The organism is Pseudomonas sp. 2995-1, from assembly GCF_002742505.1.
GTDB classification, from domain to species: Bacteria; Pseudomonadota; Gammaproteobacteria; order Pseudomonadales; family Pseudomonadaceae; genus Aquipseudomonas; species Aquipseudomonas sivasensis.
Window position 1 is genome coordinate 44,510 of record NZ_LJSA01000359.1, and the last position, 21,659, is coordinate 66,168.

Consider the following 21,659-nt stretch of genomic DNA (forward strand, 5'->3'; position numbering starts at 1 on the left):
TTAACTGGGCGGGTAAGCGGTCATGGCCTTTTGCACGGCCTGGCGCAAAGCGTCAGCACGTTCGCTCAGGCTGCCCTGGCTGGCAGTTTCGGCACTGGTGCTCCACACGGGCTGACCGCTGCGGGCATCAAACAGGTTGACCCGCACCACCGCAACCGTCACCTCGTAGGTGCGCACGATCGGCGCCGAGTTGTACATGCCATAGCCATTGCCGTAGCGGTTATAGCCGCCGTAACCGTAGCCATAATCGTCCTGGACTTGCTTGAGACGCTTCTCAAGGCGCACATCTGCGCTGACCAGCAGGTCGGGCGCCCGGTTGTCGTGCAAAGGGCGCAGGCCACGCTGGTCGAGGGCGCCGCTGACGGCTTCGGCAATCTGCGCCGAATCGGCCCATGCCGAGCCCGCCGGCAGTTGGCCGTTGCGCCAGGCCCAATTACGGTAGGCCCCGTAGTCGCGTACCGGCGCAGGGTACGCACTGGCATCGAACGTAGTGGCTGCCTGGGCCGGCGCCGGTGGCATGGGCGCAGAAGCCGCCACATAAGGGTTAGGGCTGGAGCACGCGCCCAGCCCAAGGGATAACAAAATCAAACAGAGACGACGCATTTCGACCTCCGCAGGCTGGGCCGCTTAAACCGGACGGCAGATCCAGTGCAAATAACGCCCAAGTCCGGCAAAGCTTGGGTGACGACGGTGAGCGAGTTCCATCTCTACAAGGTCCTGTAAATCCGCGCGGGCCTGGAATTCCACCGGCATATAGTCGTGAAAAACCCGCACGCCACTTTGGCTTTCGACCTGCCAAAGCCCGTCGAGTTGCGCCGCTAATTCGCGGGGGTCGAGGGGCTGTTGCGGGGTCAGGCTCTGCTTTTCGCCGGCCATGTCGTTCTTGCGCATTTTGCGGAAGTGGCCTTTGAGCAGGTTGCGATAAATCAGCGCATCACGGTTGTAAAACGCCAGGGACAGCCAGCCACCGGGCACGGTCAGCTGGTGCAGCACCGGCAGGATCGCATGGGGTTCGGCCAGCCATTCCAGCACCGCGTGACACAGCACCAGATCGTAAGGTTCGGTGAGCTGGCCAAGCAGGTCTTGCCAGGGCGCCTGGATAAAGGTCGCCGTTTGCCCGGCCTCGGCGAAGCGTTGGCGCGCACCCTCAAGCATCGGCTCGGCGGGTTCGGCCAGGGTCACCAGGTGGCCGCGCTCGGCCAACCACAGCGACATATGCCCCAGGCCTGCGCCGATATCCAACACGCGCAACGGGCGTTCCGGCAGGGCTTCGGCCAGGTCGGCCTGAAGCACCGCCAGGCGGATCGCGCCTTTGGCACCGCCGTAGATTTTCTCGGCAAAGCGTGTAGCCAACTGGTCGAAATGACGATCACTCATGGGCAAACCGCCGTTCGCTGTCAGCCAGTTTGGCGCGCACCACCTCATTCATGTCCAGGCCCAGCTCACTGCACAACAGCAGCAGGTACAGCACGATATCGCCGACTTCCTGGCCGGCGTGGGCGAGTTTGTCAGCGGGTAACTGGCGAGATTGGTCTTCGGTCAGCCATTGGAAGATTTCCACCAGCTCGGCCATTTCCACGCTGGCAGCCATGGCCAGGTTTTTAGGGCTGTGGAACTGCTTCCAGTCGTTGGTATCGCGGATGCGGTGCAGACGTTCGGTGAGGTGTTCGAGGTTCATGGGAGGGGCTCCTGAAGGTGTGTAGCTTCCGGCGGAAATTCAGAGAAGGCAAGTTAATCCACCACGCTGAACTCAATCCTGGCCGTCTGCCCCGCCTCATCGAGCACGCTTAATTGATAGCGGCCCAGTCGCTCGAAACTGGCATTGATAAAGTCCTGATTGGCGCTGTCGCCCAACGGCGCGCCATTAAGGAACCACCACCGTCGACCACTGCCGCCCAAGGCGGAGATTTTAAGACGCAGGGCTTGTTGGCTGGCGGCGGGCAGGCGCAATTGGTCGCCTTCACGCACGCCGACGATGGACAACGGTGAAGACGCGGCCAGCGCCGGCGGCGGGCAATCCGCGTCGGCGGCTGGGATGCGTGCTTCACGGCGTTCGGCCCTTGGCAGCCAAGGTTCCAGCGGTGCTGGCCACAGGGCGATAGGCTTGGCGACTGCGCCGGGGCAATGAGCATCGACCCGCAAGCCCTTGGCATTGACCCAGACGCTTTCCATCAACCCCACACTCAGCGGTTGATCCAACGCCTGCAAGGTCGGCGGCGTGGTGTTGTCCAGGGTCCAGGCGAAGCGTTGGCGGCGGCAATTGGGGTCGCTGCGGCTCATGGGCTGGCCCAGCGGCCAACAGATCGCCGCCACGCCGACGTTGGCCGGCACCGGTTTGACTGGCGCGCTGATGCCGCGCTGGCTGTCGCGGTTGGTCAACACGTCGTGCACCTGCAACATCAGTGGCGCCGCTGACGCCAAGCCGAACTGGCCCGGCACGGGCGTGCCGTCCGGTCGGCCGATCCACACGCCAATCAGGTAACGCGGCCCCACGCCAATCGCCCAGGCATCGCGAAAGCCATAGCTGGTGCCGGTTTTCCAGGCGAGCACCGGGCGCTGCACCAACTCGGCACGCGGGTCGCGATCCGGCCGCGCTTGCCCACTGAGGATGCGCCGCACAATCCAGGCAGAGCCCGGCGACAGCATTGGCCGCTCTCTCAGCGCGTCGTCCGGCTGCAGTCGGATAGAGGCGCTCTTGCCGTCCCGGGCGAAGGCGCTGTAACCGCCCACCAGATCTTCCAGACGGCTGCCCGCGCCGCCCAGGATCAGCGCCAGGTTCGGCTCGGCCAGCGCGGGCAATGCCAAGGGCACACCGCCGATGCGCATCTCGGCAGCAAACCGCTTGGGCCCGTAGGCTTCCAGCAACTGCACCGCCGGCAGGTTAAGGGAGCTGGACAACGCAGTACTCGCCGGCACCGCGCCGGTAAACCCCATGGAGAAGTTGCCCGGCCGATAATCGCCATACCGCCGGGGCACGTCCTGCAACAGCGATTCGGAGTGAATCAACCCATCATCCAGGGCCATGCCATACAGAAAGGGTTTCAACGTCGAGCCCGGCGAGCGCAGCGCGCTGATCATGTCCACATGGCCAAAGCGCTTGGCGTCGTTGATATCCACCGAGCCCAGGTACGCCCGCACCGCCATGGTTTCCTCTTCCACCACCAGGATCGCCGCCGAAGTGTGCTCCGGCAGCCGCGCGCGCCAGCCCAGCAACAGATCTTCGAGGCGGCGTTGCAGGGTGGCGTCAACGGTCGTGCGGATCAGCGGCGGGCTGTCGGGGCGGTTCAGGCGGCGAGCGAGCAAGGGCGCCAGGCTCGGTTCCAGACGCGGGGCAAGTAGCAGCGGTTCTTCAAGGGCTTCGTCGACCGCCGATTGCGGCCATACCTGGAACTCGGCGAGGCGGCGCAAGACCTTGTCCCGAGCCTCCTGGGCGCGCTGCGGATGCCGATCTGGACGCAGGCGGCTCGGCGCCTGTGGCAGTACCGCGAGCAAGGCCGCTTCGGCATGGGTCAATTGCGCAGGGGATTTGCCCAGGTACGCCCAACTGGCCGCCGCCACGCCCTGCAACGTGCCGCCAAACGGCGCGCGGTTCAGGTAGAGGTTGAGGATCTCTTCCTTGGACAGGTGCCACTCCAACTGCGCCGTGCGCCACAGCTGACGCAACTTGCCATGGAAGGTGCGCGAATGCGGGTCGAGCAAACGGGCGACCTGCATCGACAAGGTGCTGCCGCCCGACACTACCCTCGCGCCGGTCAGGTTCTGCCACGTCGCGCGCACCAACGCCAACGGGTTTACGCCAGGGTGTTGGTAGAACCAGCGGTCTTCGTAGGTGAGCAAGGCATCCAGGTAATACGGCGAGACTTCACCGGTTTGCACGGGATAGCGCCACACCCCATTGGCATCGGCAAACCGCCACAAGGGTGTGCCATCCTCGGCCAGCACCACCCGCGCCAAGTCGTCCTTGGGCAGGGGCAGCGGCCAGATGCGGTCGGCCAGCCACAGCAGGGCAATCACCAACAGAAGGGTCGCCAGGGTCCAGCGGGCAACTAAACGCAAATTCAAACGGGCAAACCTCTATGCTGGTAGGGAACTAGCCTGTTGCATTAACAACCAAAGGCACAGACACGCCCACCTCTTATCAGGACATGCACATGCAGGTAGAAAGCTTTTTCGAATGGTTGGGCCAGGCGCTCGGTTCCATCATCCGTTTTATCGTCGACGGCCTCAGCGGATTATTCGGGGCCCTGACTCATGCCGGGGGCAACTTTGTCGAAGGCCTGTCCCGAACCTTGGGCATGGATACGTCGATTATCAGCATCATCACGCTGATCGTCGGCCTGATGCTGCTGTACTCGGCAGTACGCGCGTTTATGCGGGCGTCGATCATCATGGGGATTATCTGGCTGCTGCTGGGCCTTTGGCTGCTTAGTTGGGTCGTGCACTAAGCCAGGACGGTCAGCAATCGCCTGTGGGAGGGGGCTTGCTCCCGATAGCAGTGTTTCAGTCAATGCATCTGGCAACTGACCCACCGCTCTCGGGAGCAAGCCCCCTCCCACATTGTTTCTTCAACGACCCTTAATGACCAAGTCCGCCGGGGTCTCTCCCACCGCCTGCCAGTTCGGTCGATACATGGACTCCACTTGCGGAGGCGGCACGCGATAGGTGCCCGGAGTCACCGCACGTGCCAGGTACAGCAGGTGCGTGGTGCCATCGCCGTCCAGGTTAATCGCCGCCACGTAGCGATCATCGCGGAACTCCTGATGCTTAAGCGCCGCATTCTGCATCGACTCGCGCCATTCCTTCACTTGGCTGCTGGCGTTTTCCAAGCTGGCGGCACTCTGGGCCAGGTTCTGGTTTTCCAGCTCCAGGCCCGCGGGCAGCAGGTCGACCACCAAGGCATCCGGTACACGCTGCTTGGCGCTGACCGCCAAGTGCACCAGCACCAGGTCGCCGCTGTTGAGGTTGCGCAGGTTCAGCGGCTGGCCGTTCATGCCCAGGTATTCGCGGCGGATGCTCAGGTTGTCGCCACCCGGTGCCGGGGGCACTTGCGGGTAACCCGAGATCGTCAGTTGCTGGTACACCGGAGTTTCGCCCTGATTGCTCAGGCTCAGGTCGCTGGACAGCAGGTTGCCTTCCAGCGCCAACGTCGACTGCTGGTTGTTCAACTCGTGCACACCGCCGCTGCCGGTGAGGGACACTTGCCAGTTCGCCTCAGGCTTGGCAAACCCAAGCCGCCCCGCCAGAAACAGTGAATTGCGCTCCTGGGTCGACAGGTACGGGCTGGCAGCCAGTTGATCCGACAACGTGAACAGACGCTCCTCACGCTTGCCCTTGGCCAAGTCATTTTCTTCCAGCAACGCCAGGATCATCGCTTGGTCCCGCAGCGGGCTGCCGTAGTCGGCCAGCCATTCCTTGGCGCTACGTTGGGCTGCCAAGCCAGCCTGCAAGGCCTGGTCCGCGCGTGGCTGGTCGCCCATCTTCTGCAAGGCAATGGCCAACTGCACCAGCGGCAACCCGGAACGCGCATCGCTGCGCCGTTCGAAAATGCTGCGCAGCGCCCCCAGTGGCGCCTGCTGACTGCGCGCCAGCACCATGCCGGCGTAGGCCTGCACGGCGAAGCGTGTGTGTTCGGCGTTGTCGCTGTAGTCGACTTCGATCAGGTTGCGCTCCTGCACATACCGCAGCAGGCGCTCGCTGGCCTTTTTCAAGGCTTCAGGCGGCACGGCAAAACCCTGGTCGCGGGCGCGCAGCAGGAAGTCGGTGACGTAGGCCGTCAGCCAATATTCCTCTTCACCGTCAGCGCCCCACAAACCAAAACTGCCGTTGTAGCGCTGCATGCCCAGCAGGCGTTCAATGCCCAGCTCGATCTTGCGCTTGCGCTCGGCATCCGGCTCGCCCTTGATGCTCAGACGCTTGAGCAAGGCATCGTCAGCGTACAGCGACGGGTACAGGCCACTGGCGGTTTGCTCCAGGCAACCATAGGGGTAAGCCTTGAGCGCCGAGATCTGTGCGCCGAGGTTCAGCGGCGGCCGGCTCGACAGGCTCAAGAGCGCCTCGCGCCCGGAGGTGTCGAACTGATCCAGGGTGCCGGCTGGCAAACTCCAGGGTTCGCTTTTAAGCACTGCGCGGTAATGCTTGAGCAACGCGGGATAGGCCGGACGCACGCCCAAGGTCCACTCACGGCTGAACGGCGGCAGGTTTTCACCCGGCAGATCCAGCCCGTTGACTGTCACTTTCACCTTGCCTTTGCCCAACCCGCCCCAAGCTTTCACCGGGATGCGCAGGGTGGTGCGCTGGCCTTGCTTGAGCTCAACGGTCTGCGCGGCAGTGTTGACCAATTCCAACTGCCCCTCGGCACTCAATTGCACATCGAGTTTCTGCGCCTTGCCCGACAGGTTCGACAGGTCAAGGGCCAAGGTGGTCTGGTCACCGCCGGCCAGAAAGCGCGGCGCTGACAGTTCAGCAATCAGCGGTGCGGCAATCACGGTCTTGGCTTCGGCCATGCCGTAACGGTCATCGCTCCAGGCTTGGGCCATCAGGCGCAACTCGCCGTTGAAGTCGGGGATATTGACGCTGACTTCACCCTCGCCTTTGTCGTTCAACGTCACCGGCGCGCTTTGCAGGGCGACGATGGTCACGCTGGTGTCCGGGCGCTTGCCGCCTTTGGCCAGCGCGGCGTCACCACCAAAGGCCAGGCTGGCCAAACGGCCCTGCCCGGCTTCGATCAACTGGCCGTAGATATCGAATTGGTCCACGCCATAGGCCTTGCGGCCGAAGAGGCTGGAGTACGGATCGGGCGTCGGATACTCGGTGATATTGAGGATGCCGACGTCCACGGCTGCCACCAGCACATGCACCTGTTTCGGCACGCTGCCGTCGGCATTTTTGGCGGCGATCTTCACCGTCAGCGGTTGTTTGGGGCGCATTTTTTCCGGCGCGCTGAGGGTCACGCCAAGCTTGCGCTGGGTGCGATCGAGCGGCAGATGCAGCAGGCCCACTGCGCGTTTGGGGGTGATGTTGGCTTTGCGCTCGCCGGGGCGAATCACCAGGGCGCTCACGTACAGGTCGTGGCGCGACCACTTCGGGTCGAGCTTCACGGCGAAGCTTTTGCCCTCGGCCGGTACGTCGATTTCCTGCCACCACAGCGGTCCTTCGGCGGACTCCACCAGCAAGTAGCCTTTACCGGCAGCGGGCGGCGTCACGGTGACGTTGGCGGTGTCGCCGTCGCCATAGGCCGGTTTATCCAGCGCCAGCTTGACCTGATCGGGCCGTACGGCGCCGCCTTCGGTGTTGTCCTGGGCCTGATAACCGGCCCAGAAACGCAGGCTGCTGACCAGTCCGGTCTGCGGGTCTTCGACTTCGACGCGGTAAGGCCCCCACTCCACTTGGAAGCTGACCTTGGCGGTGTCGCCGGCCTTGATATTCAGGGTCTGTTCGTCGAGGTTTAGGAATTTCTCGTTGTAGTGGTAACTCCAGCCGTCATTGTCGGAGTAGTTCCAGTAATAGTCGCGGCGCTCGCGCACCAGGCGCACCTTAAGGTTTTGCGCGGCGAGTTTCTGCCCGTCCTGATTGGCAAGCAGCACTTCGAATTCCGCCGGGCCATCACCATTGGTTTCGGTGCCGTCAAACAGCCCGCGCAGGCCCGGCAGTTGCTCGGCCGGCCAGATCGGTTGCACCAGGCGACGGGTGATCGGCCGACCGCCCGACTCTTGCAGGCTGGCCTGCACGATCAGTTGCAAGGGGGATTTAGCTTCGGCCCATTTGCTTTCGAGGGTCAGTTTTTCCTGGCCCTTGGCGTCGAGGACGCTTTCGTCCAGTTCGAAATCCTGGCTCAGTTCTTCTTCGGTGACCGAGCCGAACTGATAACCAGGGAGCGACTTGACCGCTTCGCGCAGCGGCCGCACATACACTTGCCCGCTGACCCGATTACCCGACGCAGGCGCGCCGTACAGGTAACGACCGTTAACCTGGATGACCGGGTTATCCGCCGGGCTCAGCGCAGTGTCGCTGCCCTTGAGTTCCAACGCCAGGCGCTCGGGCAGGAAGTCTTCGACGAGGAATTCATACAGCTGCGGTTTACCGTCACCCAGGTCGAACACCAACTGCCAGCGCCCGGTCGGTGCTTCGCCGGCCAGTTGCAGTTGATACTGATACAGGCCGGATGCGTCAGCATCCCACACGAATTTGCGGCTGACCTGTTCATCCGGGCGACGTACCTCGACGCTCACCGGTTGCGGCTTGACGGCGTTGCCGTCCTTGTCGCGCAGCAGGGCGTTGAGCAGCACGGTTTCGCCGGGGCGATACAGGTCGCGTGGGCCGAACACAAAAAACTGCAACGGGTGCGAGGGTTGGCCGCCGATGTCGAACTCGGCAAGGTCCAGCGCGGCGCTGTCGAGGCGCAACAGGCTGGTCTGTTCGCCCTGCTTGGCGAGCAAGACCTGGGCCTTTTTCGGCAACGGCAACTCAGCGTGGCCGCCCTTCTCGGTCTTGCCTTGGCCCAACACGCGGCCATCGGCATCGAGCACTTCCAGGTCCACGCCATCGAGCGCCTTGCCGCCTTCCAGCGCCTGGGTAAACACATCCAGGCGATTGGCATAGCGGTGCACCGACAGCCCGATATCACTCAGGGTAAACAGCGTCGCCGGTTGCGAATAGTTGTAGGTGCCCGACGCGCGCATTACCGCCAGGTACACGCCCGGTTGTTGCAATTGCTTGAGGCCGGCGATCGGCAGCAACAGGGTTTCGCGGGTGTTGCGCGCCGGATTGAGGTCGAAACGGCCGCCGTAGACCAGATCCGCCAGCGGCAGCAGTTCGCGGGATTCATAACTTTGCAGGCTGGTGTTGCGCCCCCACTGCGCCAGGAATGACGGTAGGGATTCAGGCTTGATGCGGAAAAATTCAACGTCGATTTTGTCGACGTTCAGCGCGATCACCGGCAGGCCCTCAGCGAGGCGCGTCGGCAGCAAGGTGCCACGGCTGGCAAAGCCGACAGTGGCCTGCAGGTCACGGGTTTCCAGGCGGGCGATGTACTCGGCGGCGAGCGTGTTGTCGTTGACCGCCTTTACACCGGCGTCGACCGTCAGCACCAGTTTGCGTTGCGGCTCAAGGTGGCGCAGGCGCAGCTCCATCAGGTTATCCGAGAGCTCCCAGGCGCCATCGACCTTGCCCGACTTGCTGTCCACCAGATGGAGCTTGTCGGCGAATTTCTGATCGGGGTCCAAGGGAATGGAAAAACTCACCGACAAGGTGCTGGCCCCGTCCAACTGAACCTCGGACACGTCCACCACGCTCAACTCACGCCCGGCGTAGCGCTGCTTGAGCGCTGGCACATCCACCGCCGCCTTGGCCGGTTTCGGCGCTGCCGCCACTGTAGGCGCGGGCGGCGTAGCCGTTTTATCGGAGGAATCGCAGGCGCTCAGCAGGGCCAGCGCGCAGGCCAGGAACAATCCTTTGTTAAGCATGGGGCACTCGTAGTCAGAGGGAACCGAGGGGTGAACTATATATCAGTGCCGGCGAAGCCGATGTGGCGCTGGTCACATTGACCGACGGAGGGTGGTTTGGTTCTCGATCGGCTCAAGCCAAGCCAGTTCCCACACCCACTGGAGATCAAACTGTGGGAGGGGGCTTGCTCCCGACAGCAGCGGGTCAGCTACAGATAGGCTGGCTGATCTATTGCTATCGGGGGCAAGCCCCCTCCCACATTGGTTCTGCTGCGTAGCTACTGGACGGTTACAATGCCGCTCCCCCAAGGAGCCTGCATGTCCACCTTACTCACCGACTGGCGCCACCGCCCTACCCATCGACGCGTCTGGGCCCTTGCCGCGCCAATGATTCTGTCGAACATCTCGGTGCCGCTGGTAGCCCTGGTCGACAGCATGGTCATCGGCCACCTTCCCCATGCCCATCAACTGGGCGCCGTGGCCGTCGGGGCCAGCCTGTATACCTTTCTCGCGTGGGCCATGGGTTTTCTGCGCATGGGCTCCACCGGTTTTGCCGCGCAGGCTGCAGGGCGCAATGACGGGGCGGCACTGCGGCAAATCCTGCTGCAAGGTCTGTTGCTGGCACTGGGGCTGGCGATGCTGCTGGGCACCGTGGGCATCCCCCTGAGCCACCTCGCCCTGGAATGGATGCAGCCCTCCCCCGAGCTGAATCAGCTCACCCGCGACTTCTTCCACACGCGCCTGTTCGGCCTGCCCGCAGCCCTGGCCACTTATGCGCTGGTCGGCTGGTTCCTCGGCACACAGAACGCCCGTGCGCCGCTGGCAATTCTGCTGACCACTAACCTGGTGAATATCGCTCTCAACCTGTGGTTCGTACTCGGTTTGGATTGGGGTGTCGTCGGGTCGGCGAGAGCGTCGGTCATCGCCGAATGGACCGGCGCCCTGCTCGGCCTGGCGCTCACACAAAAGGCCCTGCGCGCCTATCCAGGCCATATCGCTTGGGCCGCGTTGAAAGTGTGGCAAAGCTGGCGCCCGTTGCTGGCGGTCAACCGCGACATCTTTATCCGCAGCCTGGCGCTGCAATCGGTGTTTTTCATGATCACGGTGCAAGGCGCGCGGCTGGGGGATGCCACCGTTGCTGCCAATGCCTTGCTGCTTAACGGCCTGCTGCTGACGGCGCATGCGCTGGACGGTCTGGCCCACGCGGTCGAAGCCCTCTGCGGCCACGCCATCGGCGCCCGCGACCGCCAATCGCTGCACCGCTCATTGGTGGTCGCCGGTGGCTGGTCGCTGATCGCCAGCGTCGGGTTTGCGCTGCTGTTCAGCTTTGCCGGGCACCTGTTCATCGCCATGCAGACCGATATCCCCAGCGTGCGCGACACCGCTGACATCTACCTGCCTTACCTGGCGCTGCTGCCACTGATTGCGGTGTGGAGTTACCTGCTGGACGGCCTGTTTATCGGCGCCACCCGCGCGCGAGAAATGCGCAATGGGATGCTACTGACGGTATTGCTGACACTGCCGTTTGCCTGGGCGTTGCAGGGCCTGGGCAATCATGGGTTGTGGATAACCTTTCTGCTGTTCATGGCCCTGCGCAGCCTCACTTTGTGGGCGATAGCCTGGCGCTTGAACCAGCGGGATCAGTGGCTTGGATAAACGCTGTCACTTGGTTCAACACTGGCGCCAGCCAGCGCAACGGTTTGGCGAAAGACGCCACTAACGTCGCGTGGTTGGTCCTGGTGAAGTAGAACGCCTCAACCGGCACACCCGCTTCGCGCAATTTTTTCGCCAGCCCTGCGGTATTGCGCGTCGGGTTGACCAAGTTGTCGTCGGTCGAGGCCATCAGCAGCGTCGGCGGCGCGTCACGGCTGACGTGGTTGATCGGCTGCGACTCCGGCGGTGAATCGGGGAAGAAGAACACCGGGCGCACGTCCTGGTTTTCAATCGGCAGGAAGTCATAAGGCCCGGCCAGGCCGATCCATCCCTTGAAGATCGACGGCGCCAAGCCCACTTCTTTTAGCCAACGCCCATCCAGCGCCAGCATCGAGGCGTTGTAGGCGCCGGAGCTGTGGCCCATCACATAAAGCTGCTGGGGATCGGCGCCATATTCAGCGGCGTGGTTATATGTCCAGGCCACCGCTTTGGCGCCGTCCTGAAGAAAGGCGGGGTAACGCACTTGCGGGTACAGCCGGTAATCGGCGATCACCACCACGATGCCCCTTGAAGCCAGGGCTTCGCCGACGAAGCTGTAGTCGTCCTTGAATCCGCTGTTCCAGCTGCCGCCGTAAAAGAACACCACTACGGGAGCGTTGGGCACGGCAGGATCGGCTCGGTATATATCGAGTTTCTGGCGGGGATCATCGCCGTAGGCAATGGCTGAAGTCTTGGTGAAGGTACTGTTGGGAGTGAGTGCGTTGAGCACTTTTATTGGGGAGCAGGCTGCCAGGAAGGCGGCGAAGGCCAGGGTAAACGCTTGCAGGTATTTGCTCGACATCATTGGCCCCCACGAAGAAGGTACTGCCAAACGAGGCCCAGCTATGGGAGGGGGCAAGCCCCTTCCCACACTGGATCTGTGTCGCCTGTGCTTACGAGGAAAGGTACGAAGAGCGCGTCAGGCCCAAACGCAACGCGTCCAGGAACTGAGTACGCTCCGACGCGCTGATCTTCGCGCTCGCACACTTGTCACGGTAGTGAGTCATCAACTCCTCCGGCGACAAGTGCACGTAGCGCAGCATGTCTTCGATGGTGTCGTGTGTCTCGATCCCGGCGCTGTACACCGAACCGTCTTCACGCTGGTAGATGTTCACCGAATCGGTGTCACCGAACAGGTTGTGCATGTCGCCCAGGATTTCCTGATAGGCGCCGACCAGGAAGATACCCAACAGGTAGTCTTCACCTTCGTTCAGGGCGTGTACCGGCAGGCTGGTCTCGATGCTCTGCTCGTCGACGTACTGCTTGATCTTGCCGTCGGAGTCGCAGGTCAGGTCTTGCAGCACGGCGCGGCGCAGCGGCTCTTCGTCGAGACGGTGCAGCGGCAGGATCGGCAGTACCTGGCCGATGGCCCAGGTGTCCGGCAGGCTCTGGAATACCGAGAAGTTGCAGATGTACTTGTCGGCCAGCTTGTCGTTGAGTTCGTCCAGCACTTGGCGGTGCGAGCGCTGGCGGGCTTTGAGCGAGTTGTGCAGACGGCGGCACACCGCGAAGTAGCACTGTTCGGCCAGGGCTTTCTCGGCCAGGGTAAGCTTGCCGTCGGCATACTGGGTGGCCACGTCGCTCATGTAGTGAGTGGCGCGCCAGTAGGTTTCGGTGACCATCTCGATATCGGTCGGACCCAGCAGGTCCACCAGCCATTGCACGGTTTCCGGCAAGCTTTCCTTGTTTTCGATGACCGGGATTTCGTCGTTGTGTTTCTCGACGTCAGTCACCTGCACCACCAGCATGGCGTGGTGAGCAGTCAGGGAACGACCGCTTTCGGAGAAGATATTCGGGTGCGGCAGGCTCTGCGCGTCGCAGAACTCCTTGAGCATGCCCACGACCACGCCGGCGTAGTCGTCCATGTCGTAGTTGATCGAGCTGGCGTTACGCGAGTGGGTACCGTCGTAGTCGACGCCCAGGCCGCCGCCCACGTCGATGTGGTCCACCGGCAGGCCGAGGTTGCGCAGTTCGCCGTAGTAACGAATGGCTTCCTTGAACCCGTGCTGGTAATCGGCCAGGTTGGCGATCTGCGAGCCCATGTGGAAGTGCAGCAAGCGAATGCCCTGGTCCAGCCCGGCCGCGCGGAAGCGCTCAACCACGGACAACAGCTGCGCCGCCGACAAACCGAACTTGGACTTCTCGCCACCGGTGTCTGCCCATTTGCTCGACGCCAGGGACGACAAGCGCACACGCAGGCCAACCTGAGGCTTGACCTTGAGGTTGGCAGCCTCTTCGATCACCAGGCCGACTTCGGATTCTTTCTCGATCACGATAAACACGTTGTGACCGAGCTTCTGGCCCATCAGCGCAAGGCGGATGAACTCACGGTCTTTGTAACCGTTGCAGACGATGGTGCCGCCCTTCGGCGCCAGGGCCAGTACGGCCAGCAGCTCAGGCTTGGAGCCGGCTTCAAGGCCGATAGACACGTCCTGAGTGGCGATGATGTTCTCGATCACCGCTTCCTGCTGGTTCACTTTGATCGGGTACAGCGCGGTGTACTTGCTCTGGTATTCCAGGCGCTCGATGTTGGCGTCGAAGGCGCCGGTCAACTGGCGTACACGGTCTTGCAGGATGTCAGGGAAGCGCACCAGCAACGGTAACGACAGGCCGCTTTTGCGCAACTGGTCGACTTGCTCGAAGAGATCGACAGGCGTGCTGTTCGGGCCGTTCGGACGGACTTCAACGCGACCGGCGTCATTAATCGCGAAATACCCGGCCCCCCAATGGCGGATCCCGTAAACACTGCGGCTGTCCGCAACTGTCCATTGGCTGCCATCGTCTTTGCGTGTGCGTCGTACGGACATCGAAGTCCCCTATAAATGAAGGCGAAGGCGCCACCTCTCAGGGAGGCTGGCGCAGTCTAAAGAATGAAAATGACGATTTGCCTGTAAGGAAGGTAGACCCCACTCGCAGGACAGAGTTTAGACACAGGTTGGGAAGAGGCTGTCAGCCGCCGGACTTCTTGGCCTTGTAACCGAGCTTGATCAGCTCGGCCAACAGCAGTTCGACGTGATCGCCCTGGATCTCGATGACGCCGTCTTTCAACGCCCCACCGGTGCCACAACGCTTTTTCAGCGTGGTAGCCAGTTCCTTGAGCGCATCTTCAGCCAGGGGCACGCCGGTGATAGTCGTCACCGTCTTGCCGCCACGGCCCTTGCTCTCGCGTCTCACGCGGGCAATACCGTCGCCTTCAGGGATCAGGGTCTGTTTGCAGGTACACGAATCCACGGGCTGACGACAGTCCGGGCAGTGTCGACCTGCATCGGTGGAAAATACCAGGCCACCAAGGGCGGCGAAGGATGCGGCTTTTTTGGCCACCGGCAATCCTCTTGGGAGGATGAAGACTGATCGGCGCGCTCAAGCACGACCGACCGCGAAGCCCCACTCAGGCAGGGGCAGCGCTACCGAACCGCCAAGGTGGCTCGGGTGAAAAGTCGCGCAGTGTAACGGCAAAAGGCCGACTTGCTAAGGGCCAAATGGCGCCAATTTATGCAACTTTAGCGACGCGAGGCCAGATAGCGGCGCAAGCCCTCTTGTGCGTCCGGGCAGTAGGGCTTTTGTTCGGCCTCCTGCAGGACAATTTCGATGGGCAAAAAGCGCGCTTCCATGACTTCTTCGGGCTGTAACCGCAGGGGGCCATCCCACACGGCGGAATAGGATCTGCACCAGAGCCGGTTGTTACCGTCCTCGAAGTAGAAATGATCATGCTCGACCAATTCCACCCCGCCCACACCCAGTTCTTCCTCCAGCTCACGCGCTGCAGAGTCGGCGTACTCTTCCCCGGCCGCCACCATGCCGCCGGCCGCCGTATCCCAAAATCCTGGGTACATGGCTTTGCTCAGGGTACGCCGGTGCACACACAGCTCGCCGGCAGAGTTGAACAGGAAGATAAACGTGCAGCGGCCAATCAGGCCGCGCTGGCGAAGGTCGGACCTGACGAGGGTGCCGAGCAGGTTGTCCTGCTCGTCGACCCAGCAAATCAGTTCAGCATCGGAAGCCGCACGGTGCGCGGCCTCCTGTTGAGAAGCGTCCATCATCAACCCTGGTTAAGCAACTGACGCAGATCAATCACCGCAGCGTTGGCCCGCGAGATGTAGTTGGCCATCACCAGCGAGTGGTTCGCCAGTACGCCGAAGCCGCTGCCGTTGAGGATCATCGGGCTCCAGACAGGTTCTTGGGAGGCTTCCAGCTCACGGATGATCTGGCGCACGCTGACCGTGGCGTTTTTCTTGGCCAGTACGTCGGCGAAGTCAACTTCGATAGCGCGCAGCAGATGGGACAGTGCCCATGCCTGGCCACGGGCTTCGTAGAACACGTTGTCGATCTGCATCCATGGGGTTTCCACCACTTCTTCGTCGACCTGCGGCACTTCACCCGGTGCCAGGGCTTCGGTTTTCAGTGCGGTGTTCAATTTGACCCGGCCCACGCTGGCCGACAGGCGTTGGGACAACGAACCCAGACGGGTAGCAACATCACCCAGCCAGTTGTTCAGGTTGTCGGCACGCGAATAGAACAGTGCGCCGCGTTGGTTGGGGTCGGACAGGCGCGCTTCATAGCGGTTCAGGGAGTTGATGCCTTCCTGATACTCCGACTCGCTCGATGGCAGCACCCAGCTCTTGTTGTCGAAGTTGAAACGCGGCTCGGCCTTCGCCAAGTCGGCGTCTTCAGCCGACTGCGACTGGGAACGGGCGAAATCTTTACGCAAGGCACGGGTCAGGTCGCGCACTTGCACCAGCACGCCGTATTCCCAGCTCGGCATGTTGTCCATCCACAGGCCCGGCGGGAAACGGTCGTTGGAAATATAGCCACCAGGCTTGTTCAGCAAGGTGCCGACCACGGTCTTGAGGGTTTCGACGGTGGTATAGCCCACCACCATCTGCTTGCCTTCTTTCTCGGCAGCAATTTGCGCGTTCTGCTGGACCGGGAACAGCGCCGGCTCTTCGCTCCAGTACCAACCCAGGGCACCTGTGACCAACAGGTACAGGCCAAGCACGCTAAGCAGCGCCCGACTCATCAGCAGGGTACGAAAATAGCTGCGGTTGGCCGACTTTGGCTCAGGGGCGGGGCCTTTGGCACTGCCTGCGCGGTTTTTCCAGTCCAGCATGGCGATATCCTTTCAATCACTTGAGTTCATGCACTTGAATTGACGGCGTGCGTTCAAACACTCCGACCACAACCCTACCCCATCGTGCCCGCCCATGCGGGGCTTTTCACCAAACTGGCGCGCGGGAAGCATTCGACTATAAAGGATGCACGCGTTTTACGCTGTGCGACTGTCAGGTCATTAACTGAATATCGCCGACATGCAGTTAATTGACATATGACACTCATCCCGCTGACAAGAGGTGCTAGCATAGAGCCATCAGTTCGACCTCAGCATGCACCCTTACTAGTAGTCAGGATATGACCGAGCCAGAAGACCCCAGCCGTGAGCGTCTCAAGCAGCATTTTGCCCAGCGGGTAATTCATCAGGCACGTCAAATTCTTGAGATCTGGCAGCGCCTGCAACGCAGCGAATGGTCAGGCGCCGACCTCTCAGAACTCAGTGAGGCCAACCTGCGCCTGCTGCGCTTCGCTGAGCGTTTTGAGCAGCCTGAACACGGCCAGTTGGCACGCAACATCGGTGAATCACTCAAAGCTGTGGATGAAAATCGTGGCCGCCTGAGCAGCCAACTGATCACCGAACTCAACCGTTTGATGCAGCGCCTGTCCCGCACTGGCCTGCGCCAGGGCGACCAGTTGGAACAAACCTTCCTGCCGCCGATGCGCAAGCCGATCTACGTGATGCTGGCCGATCACGACCGCGCTGAGCGCCTGGCCAAGCAGCTGGAATTTTTTGGCATGAGCGCCCAATCCCTGGACAGCGTGGCAGCGTTTCGCGCGTCCATGGCCGAGCGCCTGCCGTCGGCAATCGTGATGGACGTGGATTTCTGCGGCCCAGGCCTGGGCCTCAAGCTCGCTGCCGAAGCCCAGGAAGGCCTGGAGCAAAAGCTGCCGCTGTTATTTTTCAGCCTGCACGAAACCGATACCCCGACTCGCCTGGCCGCCGTGCGCGCCGGTGGCCAGGAGTTTTTGACCGGCACACTGGAAGCCTCCAGCCTGCTGGAAAAAATCGAAGTGCTGACCTGCGTCGCCCAGTACGAGCCCTATAAAGTGCTGATCATCGACGACTCGCGCGCCCAGGCGCTGCACACCGAGCGCTTACTCAACAGCGCCGGGATCGTCACCCGCACCTTGATTGAGCCGATCCAGGCCATGGCCGAACTGGCGGACTTCCAGCCCGACCTGATCATCCTCGACATGTACATGCCCGCCTGCACCGGCACCGAACTGGCCAAGGTGATCCGCCATAACGACCGCTATGTGAGCGTGCCGATCATTTACTTGTCGGCCGAAGACGACCTCGACAAGCAATTGGATGCGATGAGCGAAGGCGGTGACGACTTCCTCACCAAGCCGATCAAACCGCGCCACCTGATCACCACCGTGCGCAACCGCGCCGCCCGCGCCCGCCACCTCAAGGCGCGAATGGTGCGCGACAGCCTGACCGGGCTGTACAACCACACCCATATCCTGCAATTGCTCGAAGACTGCAGCTTCCGCGCGCGCCGCGAGAACAAGCCGCTGAGCTTTGCCATGCTCGACATCGACCACTTCAAGCGCGTGAATGACAGTCACGGCCACCCGATGGGCGACCGCGTGATCAAGAGCCTGGCGCTGTTTCTCAAGCAGCGTTTGCGCAAGACCGACTACATCGGGCGCTACGGCGGTGAAGAATTCGCCATCGTGATGCCCGACACCGACCTGGAGTCGGCCTGCAAGGTGCTGGATGAAATCCGCGGGCGCTTTGCCGAAATCCACTATCCGGCACAACCCCAGGACTTGTGGTGCACTTTCAGCGCCGGGCTGGTTGAGTTGTGCGACGGCTCCGACAGCCTGATGATGGCCGCCCAGGCCGACGAGGCGCTGTATCGCGCCAAGCATGCCGGACGCAACCGTGTGCAAGCCGCGCGCGCATCAAAGCAAAGTGCCACCTTTTCACCGGAATCCACTGATTCCGTCATAACGCTGTAATGAAAACGCAATAACTTCAAGCACTTACCTTTTGCTGTCGGTTGAAACCACGCATGCGCCTGAAGCTGCTGACCAATCTCAATACCCTTCTTCTGGTGGCCGTGTGCCTGGCACTTGGGGCGACGCTGTGGTGGTCGCAGCGGGCGCTTGAACGGCCGTACTTGCTGATGGAGCGCTACCTGGGGTTGTCCCAGACGTTCCAAAACCAAGCTGCGCGCAATATCGACGAGTACCTGGCGAGCGGCGACGCCCTGCGCCTGAGCAGCGCCAGCCAAAGCCTGGAAAACCTGCTGCAACATCTGGATGATTTGCCCGCTGATCTGGCGCAGAACCTGCGCCCCAGCCTGGTAGCCCTGGATGCGTTCAGCAAGACCGACTTGCTGGCCGCCGGCAAGCTGGCCGGCGACCCACAAGCGTTGCTGCTGCAAGCAGAGCGCGAATTGGGCGCCAATCTGGACCAGTTGAGCCAGTACGCCATCAGCGTCAATTCCCCTGAAGCCGCACGCTACTTGCCGCCACTGCTGACCGCGTCCCAGCACCTGGGCAGGTTGTCCCTGGCCCGCGACAAGCTGGTGAGCAGCGGGCGCGCGGAGTTGGCCGATGATGTTGAGCGCGAAGTCGCCAATATTCGCGCCCAAGCCGACGTACTGGGGCAACTGCCATTGCTTGGCGTCAAAGCCAGCAGCGAGTCCAACGCCGATGATTTTTCCGCCTTGATGGGCCTGGAAAACACTGAAAAAACCGAAGCCCAGGACACCGGCGTCGACCTCAAGCGCGAGCTCAACAGCCTGCTGACCCGCTACCCCGCCGAACTCAAGCGCACCCGCGAACAGATCCAGCAACGCGCCGACCTGGCCGCCAGCACCCACCAGAAGATCAACGCCGTGCAACAGGCCATCGCTGGGCTTGAACCTGTCGTGCGCGCACAACATGGGCTCATCCAAGGCGAAGTACGCCTGATGCAAGGGGTGATGATCGGCCTGATCCTGCTGATCGCGCTGTTGATCGACACCCTGCAACGCCGCTTGGCACGGGTGCTGACCAATCTGGCACCCGCCCTATCCACCTGGGCCGAAGGCAACTTCAGCCAGCCGATCGCACTGGGCAAGACCAACCGCGAACTGCGCGACATTGAAGCCTCTCTGAACCGTTTGCGCGCTTACTTGGTGGACTTGGTGGGCACCATTCGCGGCAATGCCGAAGAAGTGGCCGGCAGCAGCCGCGCCCTCGCCGAACTGAGCAGCGGCCTGCATGACGGCGCTGAACGCCAAGCGGGCGACACGGCGCAAATCCGCGACTCCCTGGGCGAACTCGAAGCGACCATCCAACAGGTCGCCGGCGATGCGAGCCAAGCCGCCAGCGCCAGCCGCAGCGCGGGCCAGGCGGTGGAACAAGGCCAGCGGGTGATCGGCCTGAGCCTGACCGGTTTGCATGCGTTGGTCGGCGAAGTGCAGCAAAACGCGCAGATGATCGAGAAACTTGCTGAAGAGTCCGCCACCATCGGCGGTGTGCTCACCGTTATTCGCTCGATTGCCGACCAGACCAACTTGCTGGCACTCAACGCCGCCATCGAAGCCGCCCGCGCCGGGGAGGCCGGACGTGGATTTGCTGTGGTCGCGGACGAAGTACGTACCCTCGCTCAGCGCACCGCCGGCGCCACCGCCGAAATCCAGGGTTTGATCACCGGCCTGCAAAACGCCGCCCACCAGTCAGTGGAGGGCATGCGCGCCCAGGTCGAACACGCCGAATCCACCGCCCAGCAAGCTCAAGCGGCTGACGGTGCACTGGATGAAATCGTCGGGGCAATCCAGACCATTTCCGACACCGCTGTGCGGATTGCCGATGTGACGGCGCAGCAGAGTGGTGCGGTGAGCGAGATTCGCGATAACAGTGAGCGAATTCATCAGTTGGGTGAGGATAATTTGCTGCGCATCGGCCAAGGCCGAAGCCAGGGCGAGCACCTGTTGGTGCTGGGTGGGCAGCTCAATACGGCGGTGCAGGCGTTCCGCGTCTGACCTGCCCCATGCAGATCCAAAATCAAATGAAGATCAACATGTGGGAGGGGGCTTGCTCCCGATTGCGGTGTGTCAGTCTCAGCACCTGTAACTGATCCACCGCTATCGGGAGCAAGCCCCCTCCCACATTTGATCTTCACGGGATTCAAGGGCGTATTACCAATGACCAGATCTCGACCACCAGTCACAAATTTTGCGCAATCCTCGCTAATCGTGCTGCCTACTGCATAGAACTGGACAGTCACAAAGGCTTTGCGGCATAGTCGCCGGGTTCTGCCGTACTCCCATCAATAACAAGGAACAGCCGATGGCGACCCTACTGGTTCTTCACGGACCCAACCTGAACCTGCTCGGCACCCGCGAACCGGGCGTCTACGGGGCTGTGACCCTGGATCAGATCAACCTCGATCTGGAGCGACGGGCTCGTGAAGCTGGCCACCATCTGCTCTACCTGCAAAGCAATGCCGAGTACGAATTGATTGATCGCATCCACGCCGCGCGCGGCGAAGGTGTGGACTTCATCCTGATCAATCCCGCCGCTTTTACGCACACAAGTGTTGCATTACGTGACGCGCTGCTGGCGGTGAGCATCCCATTCATCGAAGTGCATTTATCGAACGTGCATAAACGCGAAGCTTTCCGCCATCACTCGTACTTCTCCGACGTAGCGGTAGGAGTGATCTGCGGCCTTGGCGCCAGCGGTTACCGACTGGCCCTGGAGGCCGCCCTGGAACAACTTGAACAACCGGCCAAGCGCCCCTGACCGACCCTTGGGAGTTGATGATTCATGGATATCCGTAAAGTTAAGAAACTGATCGAACTGCTGGAAGAATCCGGTATCGACGAGCTGGAAATCAAGGAAGGCGAAGAGTCCGTCCGGATCAGCCGCCACAGCAAGACCCCGGCCCAACAGTTCTACGCGCCACAGATGCAAGCACCGGCTCCGGCCGCTGCACCTGCTGCCGCGCCAGCCGCTGCCGCCGCACCTGCTGCCCCGGCCGCGCCTGCACTGAACGGCTTCGTGGTCAAATCGCCAATGGTCGGTACGTTCTACCGTACCCCGGCACCGACCTCGCCAGCCTTCGTTGAAGTCGGCAAGACTGTGAAAGTGGGCGACACCATCTGCATCGTTGAAGCGATGAAAATGATGAACCACATCACCGCTGAAAAAGCCGGCGTCATCGAATCCATCCTGGTAGAAAACGGTCAGCCGGTTGAGTACGACCAGCCGCTGTTCACCATCGTTTGAACCGCGGAGCGCCTTCGATGTTGAAACCTGCGAAGAAACTGCAAAAAGTCCTGATCGCCAACCGCGGCGAGATCGCGCTGCGGATCCTGCGCGCCTGTAAGGAAGAGGGCATCAAGACCGTCGCTGTTTACTCGACGGCCGATACCGAATTGATGCACGTGAAACTGGCGGACGAAAGCATCTGCA

Annotated in this window: 17 protein-coding genes; 7 read left to right on the forward strand and 10 right to left on the reverse strand. The window is 61.9% G+C overall.

Going from position 1 to position 21,659, the window contains the following annotated elements; translation table 11 throughout:
- The 4 genes from AOA61_RS16600 to pbpC are packed head-to-tail and all read right to left on the reverse strand — an operon-like array spanning nucleotide 1 to nucleotide 4,062.
- Nucleotides 1-603 carry a DUF4136 domain-containing protein gene (locus AOA61_RS16600; RefSeq protein ID WP_032887142.1) on the reverse strand — a complete coding sequence of 201 codons (603 nt, stop codon included), beginning with the start codon at nucleotides 601-603 and terminating at the stop codon, nucleotides 1-3.
- A gap of 24 nt (nucleotides 604-627) precedes the next feature.
- A complete protein-coding gene (locus AOA61_RS16605; RefSeq protein WP_032887143.1) occupies nucleotides 628-1,377 on the reverse strand; it encodes a methyltransferase domain-containing protein in 750 nt (249 codons plus the stop codon).
- Nucleotides 1,370-1,678 carry a MazG-like family protein gene (locus tag AOA61_RS16610; RefSeq protein WP_003188211.1) on the reverse strand — a complete coding sequence of 103 codons (309 nt, stop codon included), beginning with the start codon at nucleotides 1,676-1,678 and terminating at the stop codon, nucleotides 1,370-1,372. Before AOA61_RS16610 ends, AOA61_RS16605 begins: the two co-directional genes overlap by 8 nt.
- 53 nt (nucleotides 1,679-1,731) lie before the next feature.
- Nucleotides 1,732-4,062, reverse strand: coding sequence for a peptidoglycan glycosyltransferase PbpC (gene pbpC, locus AOA61_RS16615; RefSeq protein WP_050442835.1), 2,331 nt, complete (start codon nucleotides 4,060-4,062; stop codon nucleotides 1,732-1,734).
- Between the two features lie 89 nt (nucleotides 4,063-4,151).
- On the opposite strand from pbpC, the gene AOA61_RS16620 reads away from it, so the two are divergent.
- Nucleotides 4,152-4,445, forward strand: coding sequence for a hypothetical protein (locus tag AOA61_RS16620; RefSeq protein WP_032887145.1), 294 nt, complete (start codon nucleotides 4,152-4,154; stop codon nucleotides 4,443-4,445).
- A gap of 120 nt (nucleotides 4,446-4,565) precedes the next feature.
- Here the strand turns inward: AOA61_RS16620 and AOA61_RS16625 are convergent, their stop codons facing one another.
- Nucleotides 4,566-9,461, reverse strand: coding sequence for an alpha-2-macroglobulin (locus AOA61_RS16625; RefSeq protein WP_099602177.1), 4,896 nt, complete (start codon nucleotides 9,459-9,461; stop codon nucleotides 4,566-4,568).
- A 297-nt stretch (nucleotides 9,462-9,758) separates the two neighbouring features.
- Here AOA61_RS16625 and AOA61_RS16630 point away from each other — a divergent pair, with 297 nt between their 5' ends.
- A complete protein-coding gene (locus AOA61_RS16630; RefSeq protein ID WP_099602178.1) occupies nucleotides 9,759-11,096 on the forward strand; it encodes an MATE family efflux transporter in 1,338 nt (445 codons plus the stop codon).
- On the opposite strand, the gene AOA61_RS16635 is transcribed toward AOA61_RS16630, so the two are convergent.
- The 5 genes from AOA61_RS16635 to AOA61_RS16655 form a co-directional block, all read right to left on the reverse strand.
- Entirely contained in the window at nucleotides 11,041-11,934 is an 894-nt protein-coding gene (locus AOA61_RS16635) for an alpha/beta hydrolase (RefSeq protein ID WP_099602180.1), read from the reverse strand. The two genes, AOA61_RS16630 and AOA61_RS16635, sit on opposite strands and share 56 nt — an antisense overlap.
- A 91-nt stretch (nucleotides 11,935-12,025) precedes the next feature.
- Entirely contained in the window at nucleotides 12,026-13,939 is a 1,914-nt protein-coding gene (gene speA / locus AOA61_RS16640; protein ID WP_032887150.1) for an arginine decarboxylase, read from the reverse strand.
- Nucleotides 13,940-14,081: 142 nt separating this feature from the next.
- The gene (locus tag AOA61_RS16645) at nucleotides 14,082-14,453 is read right to left on the reverse strand and encodes a translation initiation factor Sui1 (RefSeq protein ID WP_005784408.1); all 372 of its coding nucleotides are present in this window, start codon (nucleotides 14,451-14,453) and stop codon (nucleotides 14,082-14,084) included.
- A gap of 179 nt (nucleotides 14,454-14,632) precedes the next feature.
- Complete coding sequence (locus AOA61_RS16650) at nucleotides 14,633-15,169, reverse strand: NUDIX hydrolase (RefSeq protein ID WP_032887152.1); 537 nt, start codon at nucleotides 15,167-15,169, stop codon at nucleotides 14,633-14,635.
- Between the two features lie 2 nt (nucleotides 15,170-15,171).
- Nucleotides 15,172-16,239, reverse strand: a complete 1,068-nt coding sequence (locus AOA61_RS16655) for a DUF2333 family protein (protein WP_032887153.1) — start codon at nucleotides 16,237-16,239, stop codon at nucleotides 15,172-15,174.
- A 299-nt stretch (nucleotides 16,240-16,538) separates the two neighbouring features.
- On the opposite strand from AOA61_RS16655, the gene AOA61_RS16660 reads away from it, so the two are divergent.
- The 5 genes from AOA61_RS16660 to AOA61_RS16680 form a co-directional block, all read left to right on the forward strand.
- Entirely contained in the window at nucleotides 16,539-18,209 is a 1,671-nt protein-coding gene (locus tag AOA61_RS16660; protein WP_032887154.1) for a PleD family two-component system response regulator, read from the forward strand.
- 53 nt (nucleotides 18,210-18,262) lie between these two features.
- Nucleotides 18,263-20,224 carry a methyl-accepting chemotaxis protein gene (locus AOA61_RS16665; protein WP_099602179.1) on the forward strand — a complete coding sequence of 654 codons (1,962 nt, stop codon included), beginning with the start codon at nucleotides 18,263-18,265 and terminating at the stop codon, nucleotides 20,222-20,224.
- Between the two features lie 307 nt (nucleotides 20,225-20,531).
- Nucleotides 20,532-20,987, forward strand: a complete 456-nt coding sequence (gene aroQ / locus AOA61_RS16670; protein WP_010213488.1) for a type II 3-dehydroquinate dehydratase — start codon at nucleotides 20,532-20,534, stop codon at nucleotides 20,985-20,987.
- Nucleotides 20,988-21,011: 24 nt separating this feature from the next.
- Nucleotides 21,012-21,473 carry an acetyl-CoA carboxylase biotin carboxyl carrier protein gene (gene accB / locus AOA61_RS16675; protein WP_027607997.1) on the forward strand — a complete coding sequence of 154 codons (462 nt, stop codon included), beginning with the start codon at nucleotides 21,012-21,014 and terminating at the stop codon, nucleotides 21,471-21,473.
- A gap of 17 nt (nucleotides 21,474-21,490) precedes the next feature.
- On the forward strand, nucleotides 21,491-21,659 hold a 169-nt coding region (locus tag AOA61_RS16680), incomplete at its 3' end, for a biotin carboxylase N-terminal domain-containing protein (RefSeq protein WP_305886523.1).